The sequence below is a fragment of the Dysgonomonas hofstadii genome (assembly GCF_014196915.1).
GTDB lineage: Bacteria > Bacteroidota > Bacteroidia > Bacteroidales > Dysgonomonadaceae > Dysgonomonas > Dysgonomonas hofstadii.
The window spans coordinates 24,542-43,637 of the sequence record NZ_JACIEP010000013.1 but is presented as its reverse complement, the minus strand read 5'-3'; the positions used below and the strand labels follow the sequence as shown (position 1 = coordinate 43,637).

The following is a 19,096-nucleotide window of genomic DNA, read 5'->3' as shown; positions in this document are numbered from 1 at the left end:
ATGATGGAATATTTAATTACCATTCCAAATTCTACTAAAGAGCAAAAATACCTCACCCTCCTCCCACAACTAAAAGCCTTACTTGAGGGAGAAACCGATACCATTGCCAACATGGCAAATATATCCGCAGCCTTGAAGATGACCTTCGAATTCTTCTGGGTAGGCTTTTACATTGTAAAACGGGAAGAGTTAGTATTAGGCCCTTTTCAGGGAACAATAGCCTGTACCCGTATCAAATATGGTAAAGGTGTATGCGGAACTGCATGGAAAGAGGAGCGAACAGTCATAGTGGATGATGTCGACCAGTTTCCGGGGCATATCGCCTGCGATGCTGCGTCTCGTTCAGAAATAGTCGTGCCTTTATTTCATCATGACGAAGTAATAGCAGTTCTTGACATCGATAGTGAACATCTTAATCATTTTGATGAAACCGATGCGCACTATCTGCAACAAATCGTAAAACTACTGGAATCTCAGTTATAATCTCTTTAGAATGGGAATAATAATGGTAGTACAAAGATCATTACTATACCCATTATTATCTGTAGAGGCAATCCGACTTTTACATAATCCATAAAACTGTACCGTCCTGCACTCATGACCAAAGCATTTGGCGGAGTTGAGAATGGAGAGGCGAAACACATACTGGCTGCCACAGCCACAGCAAAAAGGAACGGATAAGGGCTTACCCCCATAACGATCGCAGCCTTTAATGCTATCGGCGTAAACAGTACGGCCGTAGCTGTATTACTGATGAACATGGTCAGCAAGGAAGTACAGAAATATATTCCGGCCAATAGGGCATATGGTCCCATGTTTCCTAATTTATCTACTAATCCTGTAGATATTAACGTGTCTACACCTGTATTTTGAAAAGCGGTAGCCATCGGTAGCATCGCGGCGATCAGTACAACACTTTCCCAGTTTATACTGCCATAGGCTTCTTCGATGTTTCTCAGGCATCCGGTAATGACCATAGCTACTGCAGCCAGCATAATAGCTATTACAGAAGGTATAATCTCAAATACCATGGCAATGATCATCAGTAACATTATTATAGCTGCTACCGGGGCTTTCTGATCCAGTGTTACCTTGGCGGCTTCTTTCAGAGGCTGTCCCACAAGTACCAGATCGTCTTGCCTGTCGTCCAGATTAGCCAGGTCTTTCCATGCTCCTTGTATAAGCAGGGCGTCGCCCGAATGCAGTTTTGTATCTTTTATGTCCTGCATCTTATACTCTTTTTGGCGTTGGATACCCAACACATTGACATTATATTCTTCACGGAATCTTATTTCCGATATGGTACGGTTTATCAGCTTCGAATTAGGCATAATAAATATCTCGGCAATACCTGACTCCTGAAAACTGGAAAATGGCTCTTTATCACTCTTCTCCATAAATAAGCTGTTCTCGGATACGAAACGTTCGATATCGGATAATTCGCCATGGCAATATAAAATATCGTCTTTCTGAATTATTGATCTGGGTCCGGCAACTTCTTCCACAGTATTTTTTCTAAAACGGGAATTTCCTACCTTTCTGATAATTTTACTGACACTTACATTATAATGAGTCGCAATCCTGAGTTCAGCTAATGTTTTATTTAATAAAGGAGAGTCTTTACGTACTTCAATCCTATATGACTGTTGTTCGAGCTGATACTCCTGCGCCAGTTCAACAAGTGATTTCCCTTTAGCCTTTTTGTTAGCAGAAGTATCTTTTTTAGTAATAAGAAACCTTGTCAGGAAAAATAGGACAATAATACCTACAGAAAGGGCGACAAAACCGATCGGTGCGAATGAGAAGAAAGAAAGCGCATCGTGTCCGGCCTCTATAAGCGCATTATTAATCACCAGATTGGGTGGCGTACTGATAAGGGTAAACATTCCCATACTGCTGGCGAAAGCCAAAGGCATCAGATACCTGCGTGGATCGAGGTTAGCACTTGCCGCCATACTGATAATGATAGGCATCATTACGGCTACTGTTCCGGTATTGCTCACGAAAGCACCGATTGAAGCTGTTACAAGCATCACGGCGACAAATAGCATATTCTCATTGCCTCCGGCCATTTGCAGAATCTTACTGCTTATCATTTTGGCAAGACCTGTACGGAAAATACCTGCTCCTACAACAAACAGTCCAATCATCATTATAACAACAGAATTGGAAAATCCAGCTAAAGCTTCAGCAGGACTTAATATCCCGAATAAGCTCAATGCCAGCAATGAACACATGGCTACCAGATCGGAGCGGACTTTGCCACGCATAAAAAAAACAGCGGATATTATTAGAATAGCCAGTGTGATATTTATCGGAGAAAATAATGATGATAAGTCCATAATTGAAGCGTTAGTTTAGTTTCCTTTCAATTTTCAGAGTTTATGCAAAGATAGAAAATACTGTTTTATAAGACGAAACATTTTTATATATGAACGATAAAAAGATAAGAATTGTTTGGAAATTTTTACATTTGTTTTATATCATGTTTATTTAATATTCTTTCAGCAGGGTTTGATAAAACAAAATGATAGTTGATCAAAATTGAGAAACTTTATCTATGTATGGAAAGAGTTATGAATTATGCCAATCAGTATTTGAAATTATTATGATTGTAAAAAATAATCGTTCTATTGTTTTTTACTACGTGCAATCGAAGATTGCTTGTCATTCTTTTGGCAAAAGCCCCAAAAGAATGCAAAAAGTCTTTGGTGGCTCACCCTACATGCTACCCGTTACAGGCTCATGGGCTAAATGGAAAGATTGTCCTGTGGACGCTTCCCATGTCACGCCCCTCTCACCTGACGGGTGCCCAGCACTACGGACAAATGCCACCGGGCGAAGCCACCTCAAGGCAGGGTAATTTCCTGTCGTGCGCCAGCTTTCCGTGCATAGGTTCCTACGACGGGCCACCTGTCCGGTGAAGACGGCGTGAAACCAAATACTGTCTGAGCCGCAGGCGAGTTTATTTGGTTTAGCCGGCAAGCCGATGACAGGTCGGCGGGGAACAAAGCACTAGCCTTTTGTTTCGTTTTGGGCAATGCCAAAATGAAAAACAAACCCGAAGGGTGCGTTAGTACAATAGAACGATTAAATCTAACTACTGATTCGCATGAGTTATGAATTATAAATTGAAATATCTAATAATATTTTGGGGGATAACGTTTTTGCGGGATAATCTGTCAGAAGTGTCAGGTTTTAACAAAACAAGTTTCTCGCAAAGACGCAGAGACGCAAAGAATGAAATTGTTAACTGTTCACTGTTGACTGTTCACTGAATGAAGTGTCAGATTTTGGTTGAAAAAGATGCAAAAGTGTAACTTTTGTAACTTTTTTCTTGACTGTTAACCGAACAATCTGTCAGGTTTTTATTATTTACTACTACTAACCAGAGAAGACTTTTGGCAAGCCTTTTGTTGTATATACATAAACTACAATAAATGATGCAGATTCCCAAATGGTAATTTGTTGAATTTGTTTTGTAATAAGCTGTAAATAAAAATAATACAAGATATGGAAGAAAAACTGACAGATAAGGAAAATCCGGAAGAGTTAGAAAACGTGACAAATAATCAGTCGGAGGTGGTAGAAAACACAGAAGAAAATGACAATGTGACTGATTGGGCGGCGAAGTATAATGAACTGAACGATTCTTATTTGCGCCTGAATGCAGAATTTGATAATTATCGGAAGCGTACACTGAAAGAAAAAGCTGAACTGTTGAAATCAGGCAGTGAGAGGGTCTTGCTGGATGTGATTAATGTTGTGGACGATTTTGAGCGCGCTTTAGATAATATATCTAAGACTGAAGATGTGGAAGCAGTGAAAGAAGGGGTGGATCTGATCTATAGTAAGTTTGTGAATTTCCTGACAAAACATGGAGTAAAGGAAATAGAGACTATAGGGCAGCCATTCGATACCGATAAGCATGAGGCATTAACAACAGTCCCTGCACAAACAGAAGAAGATAAAGATAAGATAGTGGATAGTGTGCAGAAAGGCTATATGCTTGATGATAAAGTGATCCGTTATCCGAAAGTAATTGTTGCAAAATAAAAAAGGAAAAACCTGATGGCAACTAAACGAGACTATTATGAGGTGCTTGAAGTCACCAAAACAGCAACGTTCGAGGAAATAAAGAAAGCTTATCGCAAGAAGGCTATTCAATATCATCCCGATAAAAATCCAGGAGATAAAGCTGCTGAAGAGAAATTTAAGGAAGCAGCCGAAGCTTATGAAATACTAAGTGACGAACAGAAGCGGTCTAAATATGACCGGTACGGACACGAAGCTCCCGGAGGTTTTGGCAGTCATGCCGGAGGTTTTTCAATGGACGATATTTTTTCCCAGTTCGGAGATATATTCGGAGGCCATTTTGGCGGCGGATTTGGTGGATTCGGCAGTTCAAGAGGCCCACGGGCTAACCGGGGCTCCGATCTGCGTGTCAAGGTAAAATTGTCATTGAAGGATATTGCAAATGGTGTAGAAAAGAAAATCAAGGTTAATAAGTTTGTTGCCTGCTCGTATTGTAAAGGTACAGGTGCCGATAATGGCACAGCTTATGAAACCTGCAATACCTGTAAAGGTTCTGGTGTTGTAACCCGTGTAATGAATACAATACTGGGACAAATGCAGACTCAATCTACTTGTCCGGCATGTAATGGTGAGGGAAAGACCATTACAAAGAAATGTTCGCATTGTGCAGGTGAAGGAATTGTAAAAGAAGAAGAAGTAATAACAATCAATATACCAGCCGGAGTAGCCGAGGGTATGCAGCTTTCCATGAGCGGAAAAGGTAATGCTGCCCGCCATGGCGGAGTTAACGGCGATTTGCTTATCCTGGTAGAAGAGGAGCAACACCCGGAACTATTCAGGGATGATAACGATGTGGTATATAATTTGCTGCTAACCGTTTCTACTGCGGCCCTGGGAGGTAATGTAGTTGTCCCTACAATAGATGGGAAGGTAAAGGTGACTATCGAGCCGGGTACTCAGCCGGGTAAGGTGCTTCGCCTGAAAAATAAAGGCTTGCCAAGTATCAATCGTTATGGAACGGGAGATTTACTGATCAATATAAGCGTATATATACCTGAAAATCTGAGTGATGGTGAAAAGGCGACATTGACAGGATTAGAAAATTCTCCGAATTTTCAACCCAGCAAGTCCGTGAAAGAAAAGATATTCAGCCATTTCAGGAAAATGTTCGATTAGATAATGTAAATAAGAGAGTAACCATCCGGTTGCTCTTTTATCTTTATAGTCCAATATTAGTAATTGTTCTTCCAAAACTTTATCTTTGGTGTAGAAAAGCGGAAAATTATGAAAATAAGAGAAATTCTACACGCCATAGAGCAGATAGCTCCTATCCCTTTGCAGGAAAGTTTCGATAATAGCGGAGTTCAGGTCGGAGATGTCAATCAGGAAGCCAGAGCCGCACTTGTTTGTATCGATGTTACCGAAGCGGTGGTGGACGAAGCTGTAGCCTTAGGGTGCAATCTGATAATATCGCATCACCCCTTGGCTTTCCGTAGTTTCAAATCGTTGACAGGGAAAAGTTATGTGGAACGTTGTATGATAAAAGCCTGTAAGCATGATATTGTTGTTTATGCTGCCCATACAAATCTGGATAATGCCTGGCAGGGCATAAATCAATACCTGGCAGATATGCTGAATTTGCAACATGTGAGGATTCTTGATCCGCAAAAGGATAAACTGTTGAAACTGGTAACCTTTGTACCTCATTCGCATGCAGAACTGGTGCGCAATACATTGTTTAATGTAGGGGCGGGTAATATTGGCGGTTATGATTCCTGTAGCTTCAATGTGCATGGAGAAGGTACTTTCAGGGCGGGAGATGATACAAATCCGTATGTTGGAGAAAGAGGTGAACTGCACTACGAGCAGGAAACTCGTATAGAGGTAATATTGCCTGTTTATAAACAATCGGAAGTATTGCGGGCACTTATATCTGTCCATCCCTATGAGGAACCGGCTTATGATTTTTATGCATTAACCAATGTCTGGGAAAAAGCCGGTAGTGGTATTGTCGGCACTTTGCCCGAAGAAATGGATGAGGATGATTTCCTTTATTTGTTGAAAGATACATTTCATCTGAATATAATACAACATTCGGCATTACGGGGTAAGCCGGTCAGGGATGTCGCTATTTGTAGCGGTAGTGGAGCATTTCTCATCCCGAAGGCAATTTCATATAGTGCGGATGTGTTTATTACCGGTGAAGCAAAATACAACGATTTTTACGATGTGGAAGATAAGATATTACTAGCCACTGTGGGGCATTATGAATCTGAAATATTCACAAAGAATATTTTTTTCGATATTATTTCAAAAAAATATCCTAACTTTGTGATTCATATGTCGGGATTCGATGTTAATCCTGTGAACTATTTGTAATCGGGCAGTGATATACTCCTGCTTATTACAGATGATGTAGTAAGAAGAATTTATCTGATTACTGCATTTTTTTATTAAATAGGGTAAGGTGTTGTAGGTACACATAATATTTAACTATAAGGCTAAGAACAATCAATTTTATGGCTAAGAAATCGGAAAAAGAAGTAACTGTAGAGGAAAAGCTAAAAACGCTTTATCATCTGCAACAGAAATTATCTGAAATAGATAATATTAAGATCTTAAGGGGGGAGCTTCCTCTTGAAGTGGCTGACCTCGAAGATGAAATAATAGGTCTTGAGACCCGTATTAAGAAATATGAAACCGAGCTGAAAGAAGCTGAGACTGGAGTTTCGCATCAGAAGCAAAAAGCACAGGAAAGTACTCTTAAAATAGAAAAGTATAAAGAACAGTTGGACAATGTGCGTAACAACCGTGAATTCGATCACCTGAGCAAGGAAATAGAGTTTGAATCGCTGGAAATAGAGCTGTCCGAAAAGCGTGTGCGTGAGTTTACTCAGGATTCTAAAAATCTGAGTGAGCAGGTTGAAAAAAGTAAATCTTTTCTGACTGAGCGTTCGGCAGATCTTGCACAAAAGAAAGAAGAGCTGGATAGTATCGTGTCGGAAACAAAACAGCAGGAAGAACAATTGAGGGAAGAAGTTAAAGAAATAGAAGCTGATGTTGAGCCCCGTTTGTTGACTGCATTCAAACGTATCCGTAAAAGTGCACGTAATGGTCTGGCTGTGGTTATGATCGAACGTGGAGCTTGTGGCGGATGCTTCAATAAAATCCCGCCACAAAAACAAATGGATATAAAAATCGGTAAAAAGATTATCGTTTGTGAATACTGCGGACGTATAATGATTGACCCTGAATTAATAGGTGTAGAGTAGTATCTATATATTCATAACTAATAACTAAACAGCCGGGGAAATTGTTGATAATTTTCCGGCTGTTTTTTTGTGTTTATAGTTTTCTGTTGTTATCTTATAGGGGGAAGTTTATCTATATATAAAAATAAAAAATGGAAAACTTTTTTTAGATTTATAAAAAATAAATATCTATATATCAGTGTATTAAAAAATAAAATGGAAAACTTTTGTTTTTGTTGGAAAAAAAATGTTTGAAAATTTGTGTCGTTTGTTCCTTTTGAGTAATATTGCATAGAGAAAGCAAGACACATTCTTTGCAGGGGTAAGATTTCAAAAAAATATTAAAATATAAAACAAATGGCACAAAGGGTTTACACTTTTGATGAGGCATACAGCGCCGCATTGGAGTATTTTTCCGGTGATGAGCTGGCCGCTAAAGTGTGGGTTAACAAGTATGCATTAAAAGATGCAGCGGGGAATATTTATGAACATTCCCCCGAAGATATGCATTGGCGTTTAGCTAATGAGATAGGTCGTATGGAGGCTAAGTATAAAAATGGCTTGTCGAGCAAGGAGTTGTTTGACCTTTTCGATCACTTTAAGTATATAGTACCTCAAGGAAGCCCGATGACGGGAATCGGTAATGATTTCCAGATAGCTTCGCTTTCCAACTGCTTCGTGATAGGAATTGATGGGCCGTCCGACTCTTATGGGGCGATTATCCGCATAGATGAAGAGCAGGTACAACTGATGAAGCGCCGTGGTGGGGTAGGGCATGATTTGTCTCATATCCGCCCTAAAGGTTCTCCTGTGAAAAACTCTGCATTGACATCTACGGGATTGGTACCGTTCATGGAAAGATATTCCAATTCTACCCGTGAAGTGGCACAAGATGGACGTCGTGGCGCCCTGATGCTTAGTGTGTCTATTAAGCACCCCGATTCGGAGTCTTTTATAGATGCAAAAATGACAGAAGGGAAAGTGACAGGAGCGAATGTTTCTGTAAGGATTGACGATGCTTTTATGCAGTCGGTTGTCGATGGAACAAAATACAGACAACAATATCCAATAGATTCGGCTAACCCGACTAATGTGAAAGAAATAGAAGCAGGAGAATTATGGAAGAAGATAGTTCACAATGCATGGAAATCAGCCGAACCGGGAGTTTTGTTCTGGGATACTATAATTAAAGAGTCGGTTCCTGATTGTTATGCAGACCTTGGCTTCAAAACCATTTCTACCAATCCGTGCGGCGAAATTCCTCTTTGTCCTTACGATAGTTGCCGTTTGTTGGCAATAAACCTATATTCGTATGTTGTCAATCCATTCAGGGCAGATGCCTATTTTGATTTTGAACTGTTCAAAAAACATGTTGGGCTGGCTCAGCGTATAATGGATGATATTATCGATCTTGAAACAGAGAAGATAGAAAAGATCCTTGAGAAAATTGATGACGATCCGGAAACAAATGAAGTGCGTGGACCTGAAAGACATCTTTGGGAAAAGATCCGTAAAAAAACATTGCAGGGACGTCGTACAGGTGTGGGTATTACAGCCGAAGGTGATATGATCGCAGCTATGGGACTTCGTTACGGAACAGAAGAAGCCACAGGATTTGCAGAAGAAGTACATCGTACACTGGCTATTGCAGCTTATCGTTCATCTGTAGAGATGGCCAAGGAGCGTGGTGCATTTGAAATATTTGATTTTGAACGTGAAAAAGGTAATCCGTTTATCAATCGTTTGGCAGAGGTTGATCCTCAATTACTGAAAGATATGAAGAAATACGGACGCCGTAATATTGCCTGTCTGACTGTTGCTCCTACCGGGACAACCAGTCTGATGACCCAATCGACATCGGGAATAGAGCCTGTCTTCCTTCCTGTTTACAAGCGCCGTCGTAAGGTAAATCCTAATGATAAGGATGTGCGCGTAGACTTTGTGGATGAAAATGGAGATTCTTGGGAAGAATATATTGTATTCCACCATAAGTTTGTAACATGGATGGAGAGTAAGGGGTATCCTACAGCAAAGAAATACACAAATGAAGAGATCGATGCATTAGTAGCAGAATCACCGTATTATAAGGCGACATCAAACGATGTGGACTGGTTGCAAAAAGTGAAGATGCAAGGCCGTATTCAGCAATGGGTAGACCACTCTATCAGTGTAACTATAAACTTGCCGGCCGATGTTTCGGAAGAATTGGTAAACGATCTGTATATTGAGGCATGGAAGAGTGGATGTAAGGGATGTACAGTATACCGTGACGGTTCCCGTGCAGGAGTGCTTGTTGCAGCCGATGATAAGAAGAAAGAAGAAGATTGCACAGACTGCTATGAGCGTCCTCAGATTGTAATGGATCGTCCTCGCGAATTGGTTGCAGATGTTATCAAGTTTCAGAATAACAGAGAGAAATGGATTGCATTTATAGGTCTGCTCGATGGACGTCCTTACGAAATTTTCACAGGGTTGTCCGACGATGATGAAGGATTGGTATTGCCTAAAAATATAAATCATGGGGTGATCATTAAGACAATAAATGATGAAGGACAGCGTTCGTATGACTTCCAGTTCAAGAATAAACGTGGGTATAAGACTACTATCGAAGGCCTCAATGGTAAGTTTAATCCTGAATTCTGGAACTATGCGAAGCTTATCTCAGGGGTATTGCGTTATGGTATGCCTATCGATCAGGTAGTGAAACTGGTTCAGGGACTTGAGCTCAATAGCGAGACTATCAATACCTGGAAAAACGGGGTTGAGCGCGCCTTGAAAAAATACCTGCCGAATGATACGGAAGCCAAAGGACAGAAATGTCCTGTGTGCGGACTGGAGTCGTTGATCTATCAGGAAGGATGTATGAAGTGTACCAATTGCGGGGCTTCTAAATGTGGATAATACAGGTAAATGATTATATTGAGTTTAGTTTAGTCGGGGGCGGTTTTTACCGTTCCCGCTTTTATTTTATCTTTGCACAGAACCTCAAAAAAACAAAAATATTATGATGACTGTTACCGTTGAAGAACGGCATTTGATAGAAGAGATAATTGCAAAGAATACGGTTTGCTATGTTGGTATGATAGACCTGAATGGCTTTCCTTATGTGATTCCCATGAATTTTGGCTATAAAGATGATGTGATCTACCTGCATTCTGCACAGGAAGGATCCAGCATCAATGCTTTGGCGAAGAACCCGGAGGTATGTATCACTTTCTGTACTGAACCGGTACTTACCTTTCAGAATGAAAGTGTGGCTTGCAGTTACCGGATGAAAGGAGCGAGTGTGATTTGCAGAGGCAAGGTTGTCTTTGAGGAAGATTATGAAGAAAAGATAAAAGCGCTTGATATTATAATGAAACAATATACGGAACGTGCTTTTACTTATTCGGAACCCTCTGTCCACAATGTACGTGTGTGGAAAATAGAGATAGAAGATATCTCTACAAAAGTGTTTGGCGTACCTCACCCCAATTCCCGCAACTATAAGGATAAACTGGAATTTTAATTTTACATCAGGTGGTTTTCCGCTATGTATTTCCAAAGAGGAGCGACCTGTGTTGCTTGCATCATCTTATTATTGCGAAGAAGTTCTTTTACCTCATCGAGAGTCAGTAAATGCACCGTAATATCTTCTGATGGTTCGAGATGTTGCCCTGAAACGACTTCAACATCCGTCGCCACGAAGCAATGAGTGATATTCGTGTTGGTGCTGGGATTTGGCGATACCTGCATAATTTCTTTCCACTCGCCTTTGCCGTAGCCTGTTTCTTCCAATAATTCACGTTGGGCGGACACTAAAGGTGACGGATCATCATTTTCGCATACACCTGCGCATAGTTCCATCTCGGTGATGCTTAGCCCGTGCCTGTATTGACGTACGAAAACAAATTTATTGTCTTTGGTGATTGCTATCACATTCACCCAGTCGGGGTATTCATATATATAATAATCTTTTATCTGGTTGCCGTTGGGTAATTCTACATGCTCGCGGCGGACTGTAAACCAGGGCTCGTGTGCCAGATATTCACTTTTCAGAACTTTCCATTTCATGTCATTTGATCCCATATTCGATTATTTGTTGTAAAGATGTTAATGTTTCAGAAAATCTTCCCTTACAGGAGTGAATGTATCGATGATGATACCCTCTTCAAGGCATAATACACCATGAAGACAATTTCCGGGAACAAAAAAACCGTCTCCTTCTTCAAGATTCTGTCTATTGTTATTTATGGTCACTTCAAATTTCCCTTTTACTATATAAGATGTTTGAATATGTGGATGGCTATGTATATCGCCGATAGCACCTTTTTCAAAGGCAATCTTTACCAGCATTATATCATTATTATAGCCTAGTATCTGGCGCGTTACACCTTTGCCGACTGTTTCAACCGGGATTTCGTTGTGTAGTATGAATTCCTTGCTTTGTTCCATAATCTTTATTATTTTTCCAGTACAACTATATTCATTATAACGGGGGAAAGAGGTTTGTCCTTTTCGTTGGTCTTTACATTCTGTATCTTATCCACTACATCCATACCTTCTATCACCTCGCCGAAGACAGTATAAGCCCCATCCAGATGAGGGGTTCCACCTCTGGTCTTGTAGAATTCTCTTTGCTCTTCAGTATATAGTGTCTCTGTTTTTCTTTCATTGGCTTCGATCTCTGCCTCGGATCTCCATTGTTCTCTCAGTTCGGTAATCGCTATACGATTTCCTTCTTTATAAAGAGCTTTTATGGTGTCCATGTTGGCCGATTGCAGTTTATTATAGATATCTTGCTTCAGATTTTCAAAACGTTTTTTCTCTATTTCGTCCAGTTTTTCATCGAACCGGAGTTCACCCGTAACAATGTAGAATTGTGAAGCATCCGAAGCTCTTGTCGGGTTTTCCGCATCACCCCAGCGTGCAGCTGCTAGCGATCCCCGCTTATGGTACAATTGAGGAAACCTGATTTCAGCAGGAATTGTATCCCTCATTCTCTTTTCTTCCGGAGAATCGGCAGAAATGGAATCTGTTTCATTCTTGCTTTTCGGATCGCCGCCTTGTATCATAAAGTCTTTGATAACCCGATGAAAAGTGAGATCCTTAAAAAATCCCTCTTCTGCTTTTTTTAGGAAGTTGTCCCTGTGTCTGGGTGTTTCGTTATATAATTTTACTTTTATATTTCCGTAATTGGTTTGGATGAGAACTATAGGCTCTTTCTTGCTACTGCACATTGTTGTGGAGATTAATAGGATTGTTATATATAATAGCTTCTTCATATAGTTTTATTAAGAATAACAAAAGTAGTTATTATTTTCTTTATAGAAATTTGTTGTGGTTTTTTCATCTGTTGTGATTTATTAAAATTGATAATAGAAAATCTGACAATTAGCAATCGCCGAAGCGAAGGCGAGGCAAAAAGTTACAAAAGTTACACTTTTGCATCTTTTTCAACCAAAACCTGACACTTCATTCAGTGAACAGTTAACAATTTCATTCTTTGCGTCTCTGCGTCTTTGCGAGAAACTTGTTTTGTTAAAACCTGACACATCTGCACATTTTATACCCTCCATTCATAACTTATAACTCATGCGGATCAGTAGTTAGATTTAATCGTTCTATTGTTTTTTACTACGCGCAATCGAAGATTGCTTGTGTTCCTTTTGCCCAAAGCCGCAAAAGGAACCAAAAATGCTTTGGTGGCTCATCCTGCATGCGACCCGTTACAGGCTCAGGAGCTAAATGGAAAGATTGTCCTGCGGACGCTTCCCATTTCACGCCCCTCTCGCCTGACGGGTGCCCCGCACTACGGCTTAATGCCACCGGGCAAAGCCACCTCAAGGCAGGGTAATTCCCTGTCGTGCGCCAGCTTTCCGTGCATAGGTTCCTACGACGGGCACTTGTCCGGTGAAGACAGCGTGAAACCAAATACTGTCTGAGCCGCAGGCGAGTTTATTTGGTTTAGCCGGCAAGCCGATGACAGGTCGGCGGGGAACGAAGCACTAGCCTTTTGTTTCGTTTTGGGCAATGCCAAAATGAAAAACAAACCCGAAGGGCGCGTTAGTAAAATAGAACGATTATTTTTTACAATCATAATAATTTCAACTACTGATTGGCATAATTCATAACTCTTTCCATACATAGATAAAGTTCTTCAAAAAAAATACAAAACCGGATTGCTTTCAATATATCTGACCAACCCTATTATTTATGTGTAAATATTAATATCGCTGTGTCAGGTTTTCATAATTTCGCAAAATATGCTAGATTTGCATAGTTATAAAGAATAGATATGGTAAAATACGGAAGAATACTCCTCAAGCTAAGCGGAGAATCCCTGATGGGGGAACAACAATATGGCATAGATGTAAACCGGTTGAATGAATATGCTACTCAGATAAAGGCTGTAGCCGATATGGGAGTGCAGATCAGTATTGTTATAGGAGGAGGAAATATTTTCCGTGGATTGAGTGGAGCCTCGAAAGGTTATGACCGGGTAAAAGGCGACCAGATGGGCATGTTGGCTACAGTGATCAATAGTCTTGGGCTGAGTTCGGCATTGACTGCTGTAGGACAAAAATCGCGGGTGCTGACAGCTATCCGTATGGAACCCATAGGTGAAGTTTACAGTAAGTGGAAAGCTATTGAAGCAATGGAAAACGGCGAAGTCGCTATCTTATCATGTGGAACGGGTAATCCGTTTTTTACAACTGATACAGGTTCCTCACTTCGTGGAATTGAGATAGAAGCTGATGTGATGCTTAAAGGAACACGTGTGGACGGCGTATATACAGCTGATCCGGAAAAAGATCCTACTGCGACTAAGTTCGATACGATATCGTATGATGAAGTATATGAACGTGGTTTGAAGGTGATGGATATGACGGCGACTATTATGTGTAAGGAGAATAATCTGCCGATTGTGGTATTTGATATGGATACGCCCGGAAACCTTGAAAAATTGATAAAAGGGGAAAAAGTCGGTACTTATGTACACGCATAAACATAAGGGAGTTTCAAGATTTAAGGTTTTAAGATTTCAAAATTGAATAAATCCAGATAATCTTGAAACCTGAAATCTTGAAATCTTGAAACTAAAAATATAATAATTATGGCAACAGACCTGAAACAGATCGAACAGAAAGCAGAAAAGAAGATGCAGGATTCCGTTGAATTCTTGGATGAAGCGTTAGCCCATATCCGTGCCGGAAAAGCGAATCCCCGTATTCTTGATGGTATTAAACTGGACTATTATGGTACATTGACGCCTTTGAGCGGAGTAGCTTCCATCAATACGCCAGATGCACGTACTATTATAGTGCAGCCATGGGAAAAGCAAATGCTGAAAGACGTGGAAAAAGCTATCCTTAATTCGGATGTAGGCATAACACCTGATAATAATGGAGAAGTTATTCGCCTGTCCATTCCTCCGTTGACAGAAGAGCGCCGTAAACAATTGGTAAAACAGGCCAAACAGGAAGCTGAAGACGCAAAGGTGAGTGTGCGTAACGCCCGCCGTGACGCCATAGATGCTTATAAAAAGTCGGTGAAAGACGGAGTCGCTGAAGATGTGGCCAAGGATGCAGAAAACGAAATGCAGAAACTTCACGATAAATACATCAAAAAGATAGATGAAGTTTTCGCATTGAAAGAAAAAGAAATATTGACAGTATAATTAGCCAATTCGAGAATTTGAAAATTAGCAAATAGCTAAGATCCTGAATTTTCAAATTTGCTAATTTTCAAATTTGCTAATTAATGAACGGTCTTGTAATAAAAAATACAGGTAGCTGGTATCTTGTTCGTACTGACGACGGACGTGATATTGAGTGTAAAGTGAAAGGTAACTTTCGCCTGAAAGAAATAAGAAGTACCAATCCTATAGCTGTGGGAGACAGGGTAGTTATTGTGGAAAACAACGAGGGTACAGCACTTATTACAGAGATAGAAGACCGTAAAAACTATATCGTACGCCGTTCCTCAAACTTATCGAAACAATCACATATCCTTGCTGCTAATATCGACCTTTGCTTCCTTGTAGTCACAGTTGACCAGCCGGTGACATCCACGGTTTTTATAGATCGTTTTCTGGCTTCGGCCGAAGCATACAGAGTTCCTGTAAATCTGGTTTTCAATAAGACGGATATCTATGATGAGGATGATAATGAATACATGAACGCTCTTATCAACCTGTATGAATATATAGGCTATCCATGTGTAAAGATATCTGCCCTGCAAAAGGATGGTTTAGACGCCTTACAGGAAAAAATAAAAGATAAGGTCACGTTGTTTGCAGGCCATTCGGGGGTAGGAAAATCCACGCTGATAAATTCCCTGATACCAAGTGTTGATTTAAAAACAGGAGCTATATCCGGTTATCATGGTAAAGGGATGCATACCACTACATTCTCGGAAATGATAGAGTTGCCCGGAGGTGGATTTATTATTGATACTCCCGGAATTAAGGGGTTTGGGGTGGTGCACATGGAAAAAGATGAGATATTTCACTTTTTCCCCGAGATATTCAGATTTTCGAAAGACTGCCGGTTCAATAATTGTATACATATCAATGAGCCGGGGTGTGCTGTACGCAAAGCAGTAGAGGAACACTACATAAGTGAAAGCCGGTATAAATCGTACCTGAGTATGATGGAGGAGGAAACCGAAGAAAAATACAGGAAATAAGTATGTCCTTTAAATTCAGATTCAATCTTAAGCCTTTCATAATATTCCTCATTATTTTTATTGTAGAGATTATTATCGCCAAATTTGTCAATGACAGTTTTGTTCGCCCTTATGGTGGCGATATATTGGTGGTGATACTGATGTACTACTTTGTGAAAACCTTTGTGCAAACTAAACCGTTATATATTGTCACTGGTGTTGTCCTTTTTGCGTGGTTTGTCGAAACAGGACAGTATTTTAATTTGGTGGAAGTGTTGAATATGCAGAATAATAAGGTAATGCGTACGGTAATAGGCTCTTCGTTTAGCTGGGGAGATATAGTTTGTTATACTGTAGGTGGTGCTATCTGCTATTTTATTGATAGAAAGCAAGGTGATAAAGATAATGCAGAAGCAAAACTACAGTAGTGAAATTTTATTTATACCTTTGACATGAAGGAAAGTTAAATCGGTCTATGGAAACAGCTAGCAATCTAATCCTGATATTCCAGATTTTGTATGTAGCGACTGCATTGGGTACAATGATTATCGTTATTTCAGAAAACAGGAATCCCCTGAAAACAATTTCATGGGTATTGATTTTGCTGTTGTTGCCATTGGTCGGGCTCATCATATATTACTTTTTTGGGGAAGACAGTCGTAAGCAGCGGTTAATTTCCCACAAGATGTATAAAAAACTCAACCGGAGGTCTATCGGACGGAAAGAACTTCTCGAAACATTGAATCCCCCTGCAGAACATAAAGGATTGGTTAATTTACTTAACCGGTTGAAATCATCGCCTTTATATGGAGGAAGCAGTGTTGAGTTTTATTCGGACGGAAAGAAAAAATTCGAAGCTCTTTTTGAAGAACTGGAAAAAGCCAAAAAGCACATACATATTCAATATTACATCTTTTTGGATGATGAAATCGGATGTAAGACCCGGAATATTTTGGTGCGCAAAGCAGCGGAAGGTGTAGAAGTTCGTCTTATATATGATGATGTAGGGTCATGGAAAGCTAAGCGTAGCTTTTTCAAAGATATGCAGGCTCAGGGTATTGAAGTACAGCCATTCTTGAAAGTGGCGTTTAAGTTCCTTACCAGCAGGGTGAATTACCGTAACCACAGAAAGATAGTAGTTATAGACGGAAAGGTCGGATTTGTGGGGGGCATGAATATTGCAGACAGGTATGTAAAAGGAATAAATAACGGAGTATGGCGTGATAGCCATATTAAAATTGAGGGCAAGGCTGTTGCCGGATTGCAAACTTCGTTTCTGATAGACTGGTATTCTTCCCGTAAAGAGTTTCTGGCGTCTGATGCATATTACCCTGTTTTGGAAAATAAGGGAGATAACCTGATGCAGCTGGCAACAAGTGGTCCTGTCGGTCCTTATAAAGATATTCATCTGGGGATTTTGCAGGCTATTTCCAATGCGAAGGAATGTATTTATATCCAGACACCTTATTTTGTGCCGACCGATTCCCTTCTTCTGGCTCTCCAGATGGCCTCTATGCGTGGGGTCGATGTGCGTCTGATGCTGCCACGAAGTTCCGATACTACATTCGTGCATATTGCATCAATGTCATATCTGAAAGATGTTTTGGATGCAAAAGTGAGTGTTTATTTTTTTGAGGCGGGTTTTTTGCATTCCAAACTAATGATCATTGATAATTCACTCACCATAACCGGTTCAGCCAATATGGATGTGCGAAGTTTCGAACACAACTTTGAAATAGATGCTTTTATCTATAATGAAACTACATGTACACATGCTAAAAATGTATTTTTGAAAGATATGGAACAATCGACCTTTTTATCTGTTGAAGAATGGGATAAGAGAGGACGGTTCGAAAAGTTCAAAGAATCGGTGATGCGGTTGTTTTCTCCATTATTATAAAACTACAGTTCCTGATGATAAAAAAAATATTACTATTTAATCTTACATTTCTTGTATCTTTTGTGATCAGTGCCCAAAAGATAAGTTTTACATTGCCTGACGATGCAAATAAGGAATATACTTTTATGCTGAATAAAGGAATTAATCAGGATGTTATTCAAAAAGGGAAAATTTCTTTTTCGGGAGGTACAACCATTGAGATTCCTGCAAAAGATAAAGGATATGTAGGGATGGGAACAATGCAGATAGAAGGGAGCCCGGTATTAAATATCATTGTTGGCGAAAATGATTTTAGCGTAGAGCAGGATGCCGATAAAAAGTACAGATTTAAAAATTCCCCTGATAATGATTATCTGTATTCTATTATGCAGGACCGGATAACTCCTGCAGAAGATACAACTCTATATGCCTATCACTTTGTGAACTTTATCCGTTATATGCAGCAATTGGAAAGAGCCGGAAACAGCTTTACTCTCAATGACAGGGCAAATGCACGTCTGTATGCATTTAATAACTTGGATGTGGATAAGCTATATACAAGCAGTGTATGGTATAATGTTATAGATGGATTAGTGAAATTGGGTAGTGATCAGCAAGTTATGGCTGAGGATATGGTTCGGGTATTGAACCGTGTAAAATCAGATGAAGTGTTTGAACATTTAACTGAAAATCTCGTTACCATAACAGGTCAATATGGGTGGGATGATGCATTTGATATTATAATACCATATGTACAGGAAACAGGGCGTATAAAGGTGCCCAGGGATAATCTCTTTGCAGCTTTCGCAATGGCCAAAGTAAGAAAAGGGATGCCGGCACCTGAAATAAAGGGTTTGACGCCATCCCTGAAAGATTCGGAAGCATCTGAAACTTTACTGGTCTTTTATCAGCCTGATTGTGAGAATTGCCATAAAGAATTAGAAGAATTAATTAAAATTTATCCAAAATTAAACCAAATGGGGGTTAGAGTAGTCTCAATATCATCGGATCATCAGAGAGATGCATTTGAAAAAGATAAAAAATGGTTTCCATGGCCCGATAGCGATAAGCTTTGCGATTTCGAAGGGTTTGCAGGGGCGAACTTTTTAAACTATGGGATAATGGCCACGCCAATGTTTTATCTTATTGGCAATGACCAAAAAGTCATTAAACGTTATGCTTTAGTGTCTGATATTGAATTTTCTAACAATAATCAGTAAAGAAATTGTTGAAAAAAGGCCAAAATAAAGATATTTTTTATTGTATTCGTTAAAAAAAACAT

The 19,096-nt window shown here is 39.9% G+C and carries 19 protein-coding genes; 14 read left to right on the top strand and 5 right to left on the bottom strand.

Features of this window, described 5'->3' with window-relative positions:
• The gene (locus tag GGR21_RS15795; RefSeq protein WP_183308196.1) at window positions 1–483 is read left to right on the top strand and encodes a GAF domain-containing protein; all 483 of its coding nucleotides are present in this window, start codon (window positions 1–3) and stop codon (window positions 481–483) included.
• A gap of 5 nt (window positions 484–488) precedes the next feature.
• Here GGR21_RS15795 and GGR21_RS15790 read toward each other — a convergent pair whose 3' ends face one another.
• Window positions 489–2,315 (bottom strand): SLC13 family permease, encoded by a 1,827-nt coding sequence (locus tag GGR21_RS15790; protein ID WP_183308270.1) that lies wholly within the window; start codon window positions 2,313–2,315, stop codon window positions 489–491.
• Between the two features lie 360 nt (window positions 2,316–2,675).
• On the opposite strand from GGR21_RS15790, the gene GGR21_RS15785 reads away from it, so the two are divergent.
• From GGR21_RS15785 to GGR21_RS15755, 7 genes are all read left to right on the top strand, one after another.
• Window positions 2,676–2,924: a hypothetical protein gene (locus tag GGR21_RS15785; RefSeq protein ID WP_221233020.1), complete on the top strand. Its 249-nt coding sequence runs from the start codon at window positions 2,676–2,678 to the stop codon at window positions 2,922–2,924.
• Window positions 2,925–3,513: 589 nt separating this feature from the next.
• Window positions 3,514–4,056, top strand: a complete 543-nt coding sequence (locus GGR21_RS15780; RefSeq protein WP_183308194.1) for a nucleotide exchange factor GrpE — start codon at window positions 3,514–3,516, stop codon at window positions 4,054–4,056.
• 15 nt (window positions 4,057–4,071) lie between these two features.
• Entirely contained in the window at window positions 4,072–5,211 is a 1,140-nt protein-coding gene (gene dnaJ, locus GGR21_RS15775) for a molecular chaperone DnaJ (RefSeq protein WP_183308193.1), read from the top strand.
• A 105-nt stretch (window positions 5,212–5,316) separates the two neighbouring features.
• Complete coding sequence (locus tag GGR21_RS15770; RefSeq protein ID WP_183308269.1) at window positions 5,317–6,414, top strand: Nif3-like dinuclear metal center hexameric protein; 1,098 nt, start codon at window positions 5,317–5,319, stop codon at window positions 6,412–6,414.
• A gap of 140 nt (window positions 6,415–6,554) precedes the next feature.
• On the top strand, window positions 6,555–7,307 hold the full coding sequence (locus GGR21_RS15765; RefSeq protein WP_183308192.1) for a zinc ribbon domain-containing protein: 753 nt from the start codon (window positions 6,555–6,557) through the stop codon (window positions 7,305–7,307).
• A 336-nt stretch (window positions 7,308–7,643) separates the two neighbouring features.
• Window positions 7,644–10,187: an adenosylcobalamin-dependent ribonucleoside-diphosphate reductase gene (locus GGR21_RS15760; RefSeq protein WP_183308191.1), complete on the top strand. Its 2,544-nt coding sequence runs from the start codon at window positions 7,644–7,646 to the stop codon at window positions 10,185–10,187.
• A 103-nt stretch (window positions 10,188–10,290) separates the two neighbouring features.
• A complete protein-coding gene (locus tag GGR21_RS15755) occupies window positions 10,291–10,794 on the top strand; it encodes a pyridoxamine 5'-phosphate oxidase family protein (RefSeq protein ID WP_183308190.1) in 504 nt (167 codons plus the stop codon).
• 2 nt (window positions 10,795–10,796) lie between these two features.
• Here GGR21_RS15755 and GGR21_RS15750 read toward each other — a convergent pair whose 3' ends face one another.
• From GGR21_RS15750 to GGR21_RS15735, 4 genes are all read right to left on the bottom strand, one after another.
• Window positions 10,797–11,354 (bottom strand): NUDIX hydrolase, encoded by a 558-nt coding sequence (locus GGR21_RS15750; protein ID WP_183308189.1) that lies wholly within the window; start codon window positions 11,352–11,354, stop codon window positions 10,797–10,799.
• Between the two features lie 24 nt (window positions 11,355–11,378).
• Window positions 11,379–11,720: a cupin domain-containing protein gene (locus tag GGR21_RS15745; protein ID WP_183308188.1), complete on the bottom strand. Its 342-nt coding sequence runs from the start codon at window positions 11,718–11,720 to the stop codon at window positions 11,379–11,381.
• An 8-nt stretch (window positions 11,721–11,728) separates the two neighbouring features.
• A complete protein-coding gene (locus GGR21_RS15740) occupies window positions 11,729–12,505 on the bottom strand; it encodes a peptidylprolyl isomerase (RefSeq protein ID WP_394353489.1) in 777 nt (258 codons plus the stop codon).
• A gap of 397 nt (window positions 12,506–12,902) precedes the next feature.
• Window positions 12,903–13,199: a hypothetical protein gene (locus tag GGR21_RS15735; RefSeq protein ID WP_183308186.1), complete on the bottom strand. Its 297-nt coding sequence runs from the start codon at window positions 13,197–13,199 to the stop codon at window positions 12,903–12,905.
• Window positions 13,200–13,563: 364 nt separating this feature from the next.
• Here GGR21_RS15735 and pyrH point away from each other — a divergent pair, with 364 nt between their 5' ends.
• The 6 genes from pyrH (at window position 13,564) to GGR21_RS15705 (ending at window position 19,034) form a co-directional block, all read left to right on the top strand.
• The gene (pyrH, locus tag GGR21_RS15730) at window positions 13,564–14,274 is read left to right on the top strand and encodes a UMP kinase (RefSeq protein ID WP_183308185.1); all 711 of its coding nucleotides are present in this window, start codon (window positions 13,564–13,566) and stop codon (window positions 14,272–14,274) included.
• Between the two features lie 108 nt (window positions 14,275–14,382).
• Window positions 14,383–14,946, top strand: coding sequence for a ribosome recycling factor (gene frr, locus GGR21_RS15725; protein ID WP_183308184.1), 564 nt, complete (start codon window positions 14,383–14,385; stop codon window positions 14,944–14,946).
• 83 nt (window positions 14,947–15,029) lie between these two features.
• Window positions 15,030–15,956 carry a ribosome small subunit-dependent GTPase A gene (gene rsgA, locus GGR21_RS15720; RefSeq protein ID WP_183308183.1) on the top strand — a complete coding sequence of 309 codons (927 nt, stop codon included), beginning with the start codon at window positions 15,030–15,032 and terminating at the stop codon, window positions 15,954–15,956.
• Window positions 15,957–15,958: 2 nt separating this feature from the next.
• Window positions 15,959–16,363, top strand: coding sequence for a ribosomal maturation YjgA family protein (locus GGR21_RS15715; RefSeq protein WP_183308182.1), 405 nt, complete (start codon window positions 15,959–15,961; stop codon window positions 16,361–16,363).
• Between the two features lie 47 nt (window positions 16,364–16,410).
• Window positions 16,411–17,835 carry a cardiolipin synthase gene (gene cls / locus GGR21_RS15710; RefSeq protein ID WP_183308181.1) on the top strand — a complete coding sequence of 475 codons (1,425 nt, stop codon included), beginning with the start codon at window positions 16,411–16,413 and terminating at the stop codon, window positions 17,833–17,835.
• Between the two features lie 14 nt (window positions 17,836–17,849).
• Window positions 17,850–19,034: a peroxiredoxin family protein gene (locus GGR21_RS15705; RefSeq protein ID WP_183308180.1), complete on the top strand. Its 1,185-nt coding sequence runs from the start codon at window positions 17,850–17,852 to the stop codon at window positions 19,032–19,034.
• The last annotated feature ends 62 nt before the right edge of the window (window positions 19,035–19,096 follow it).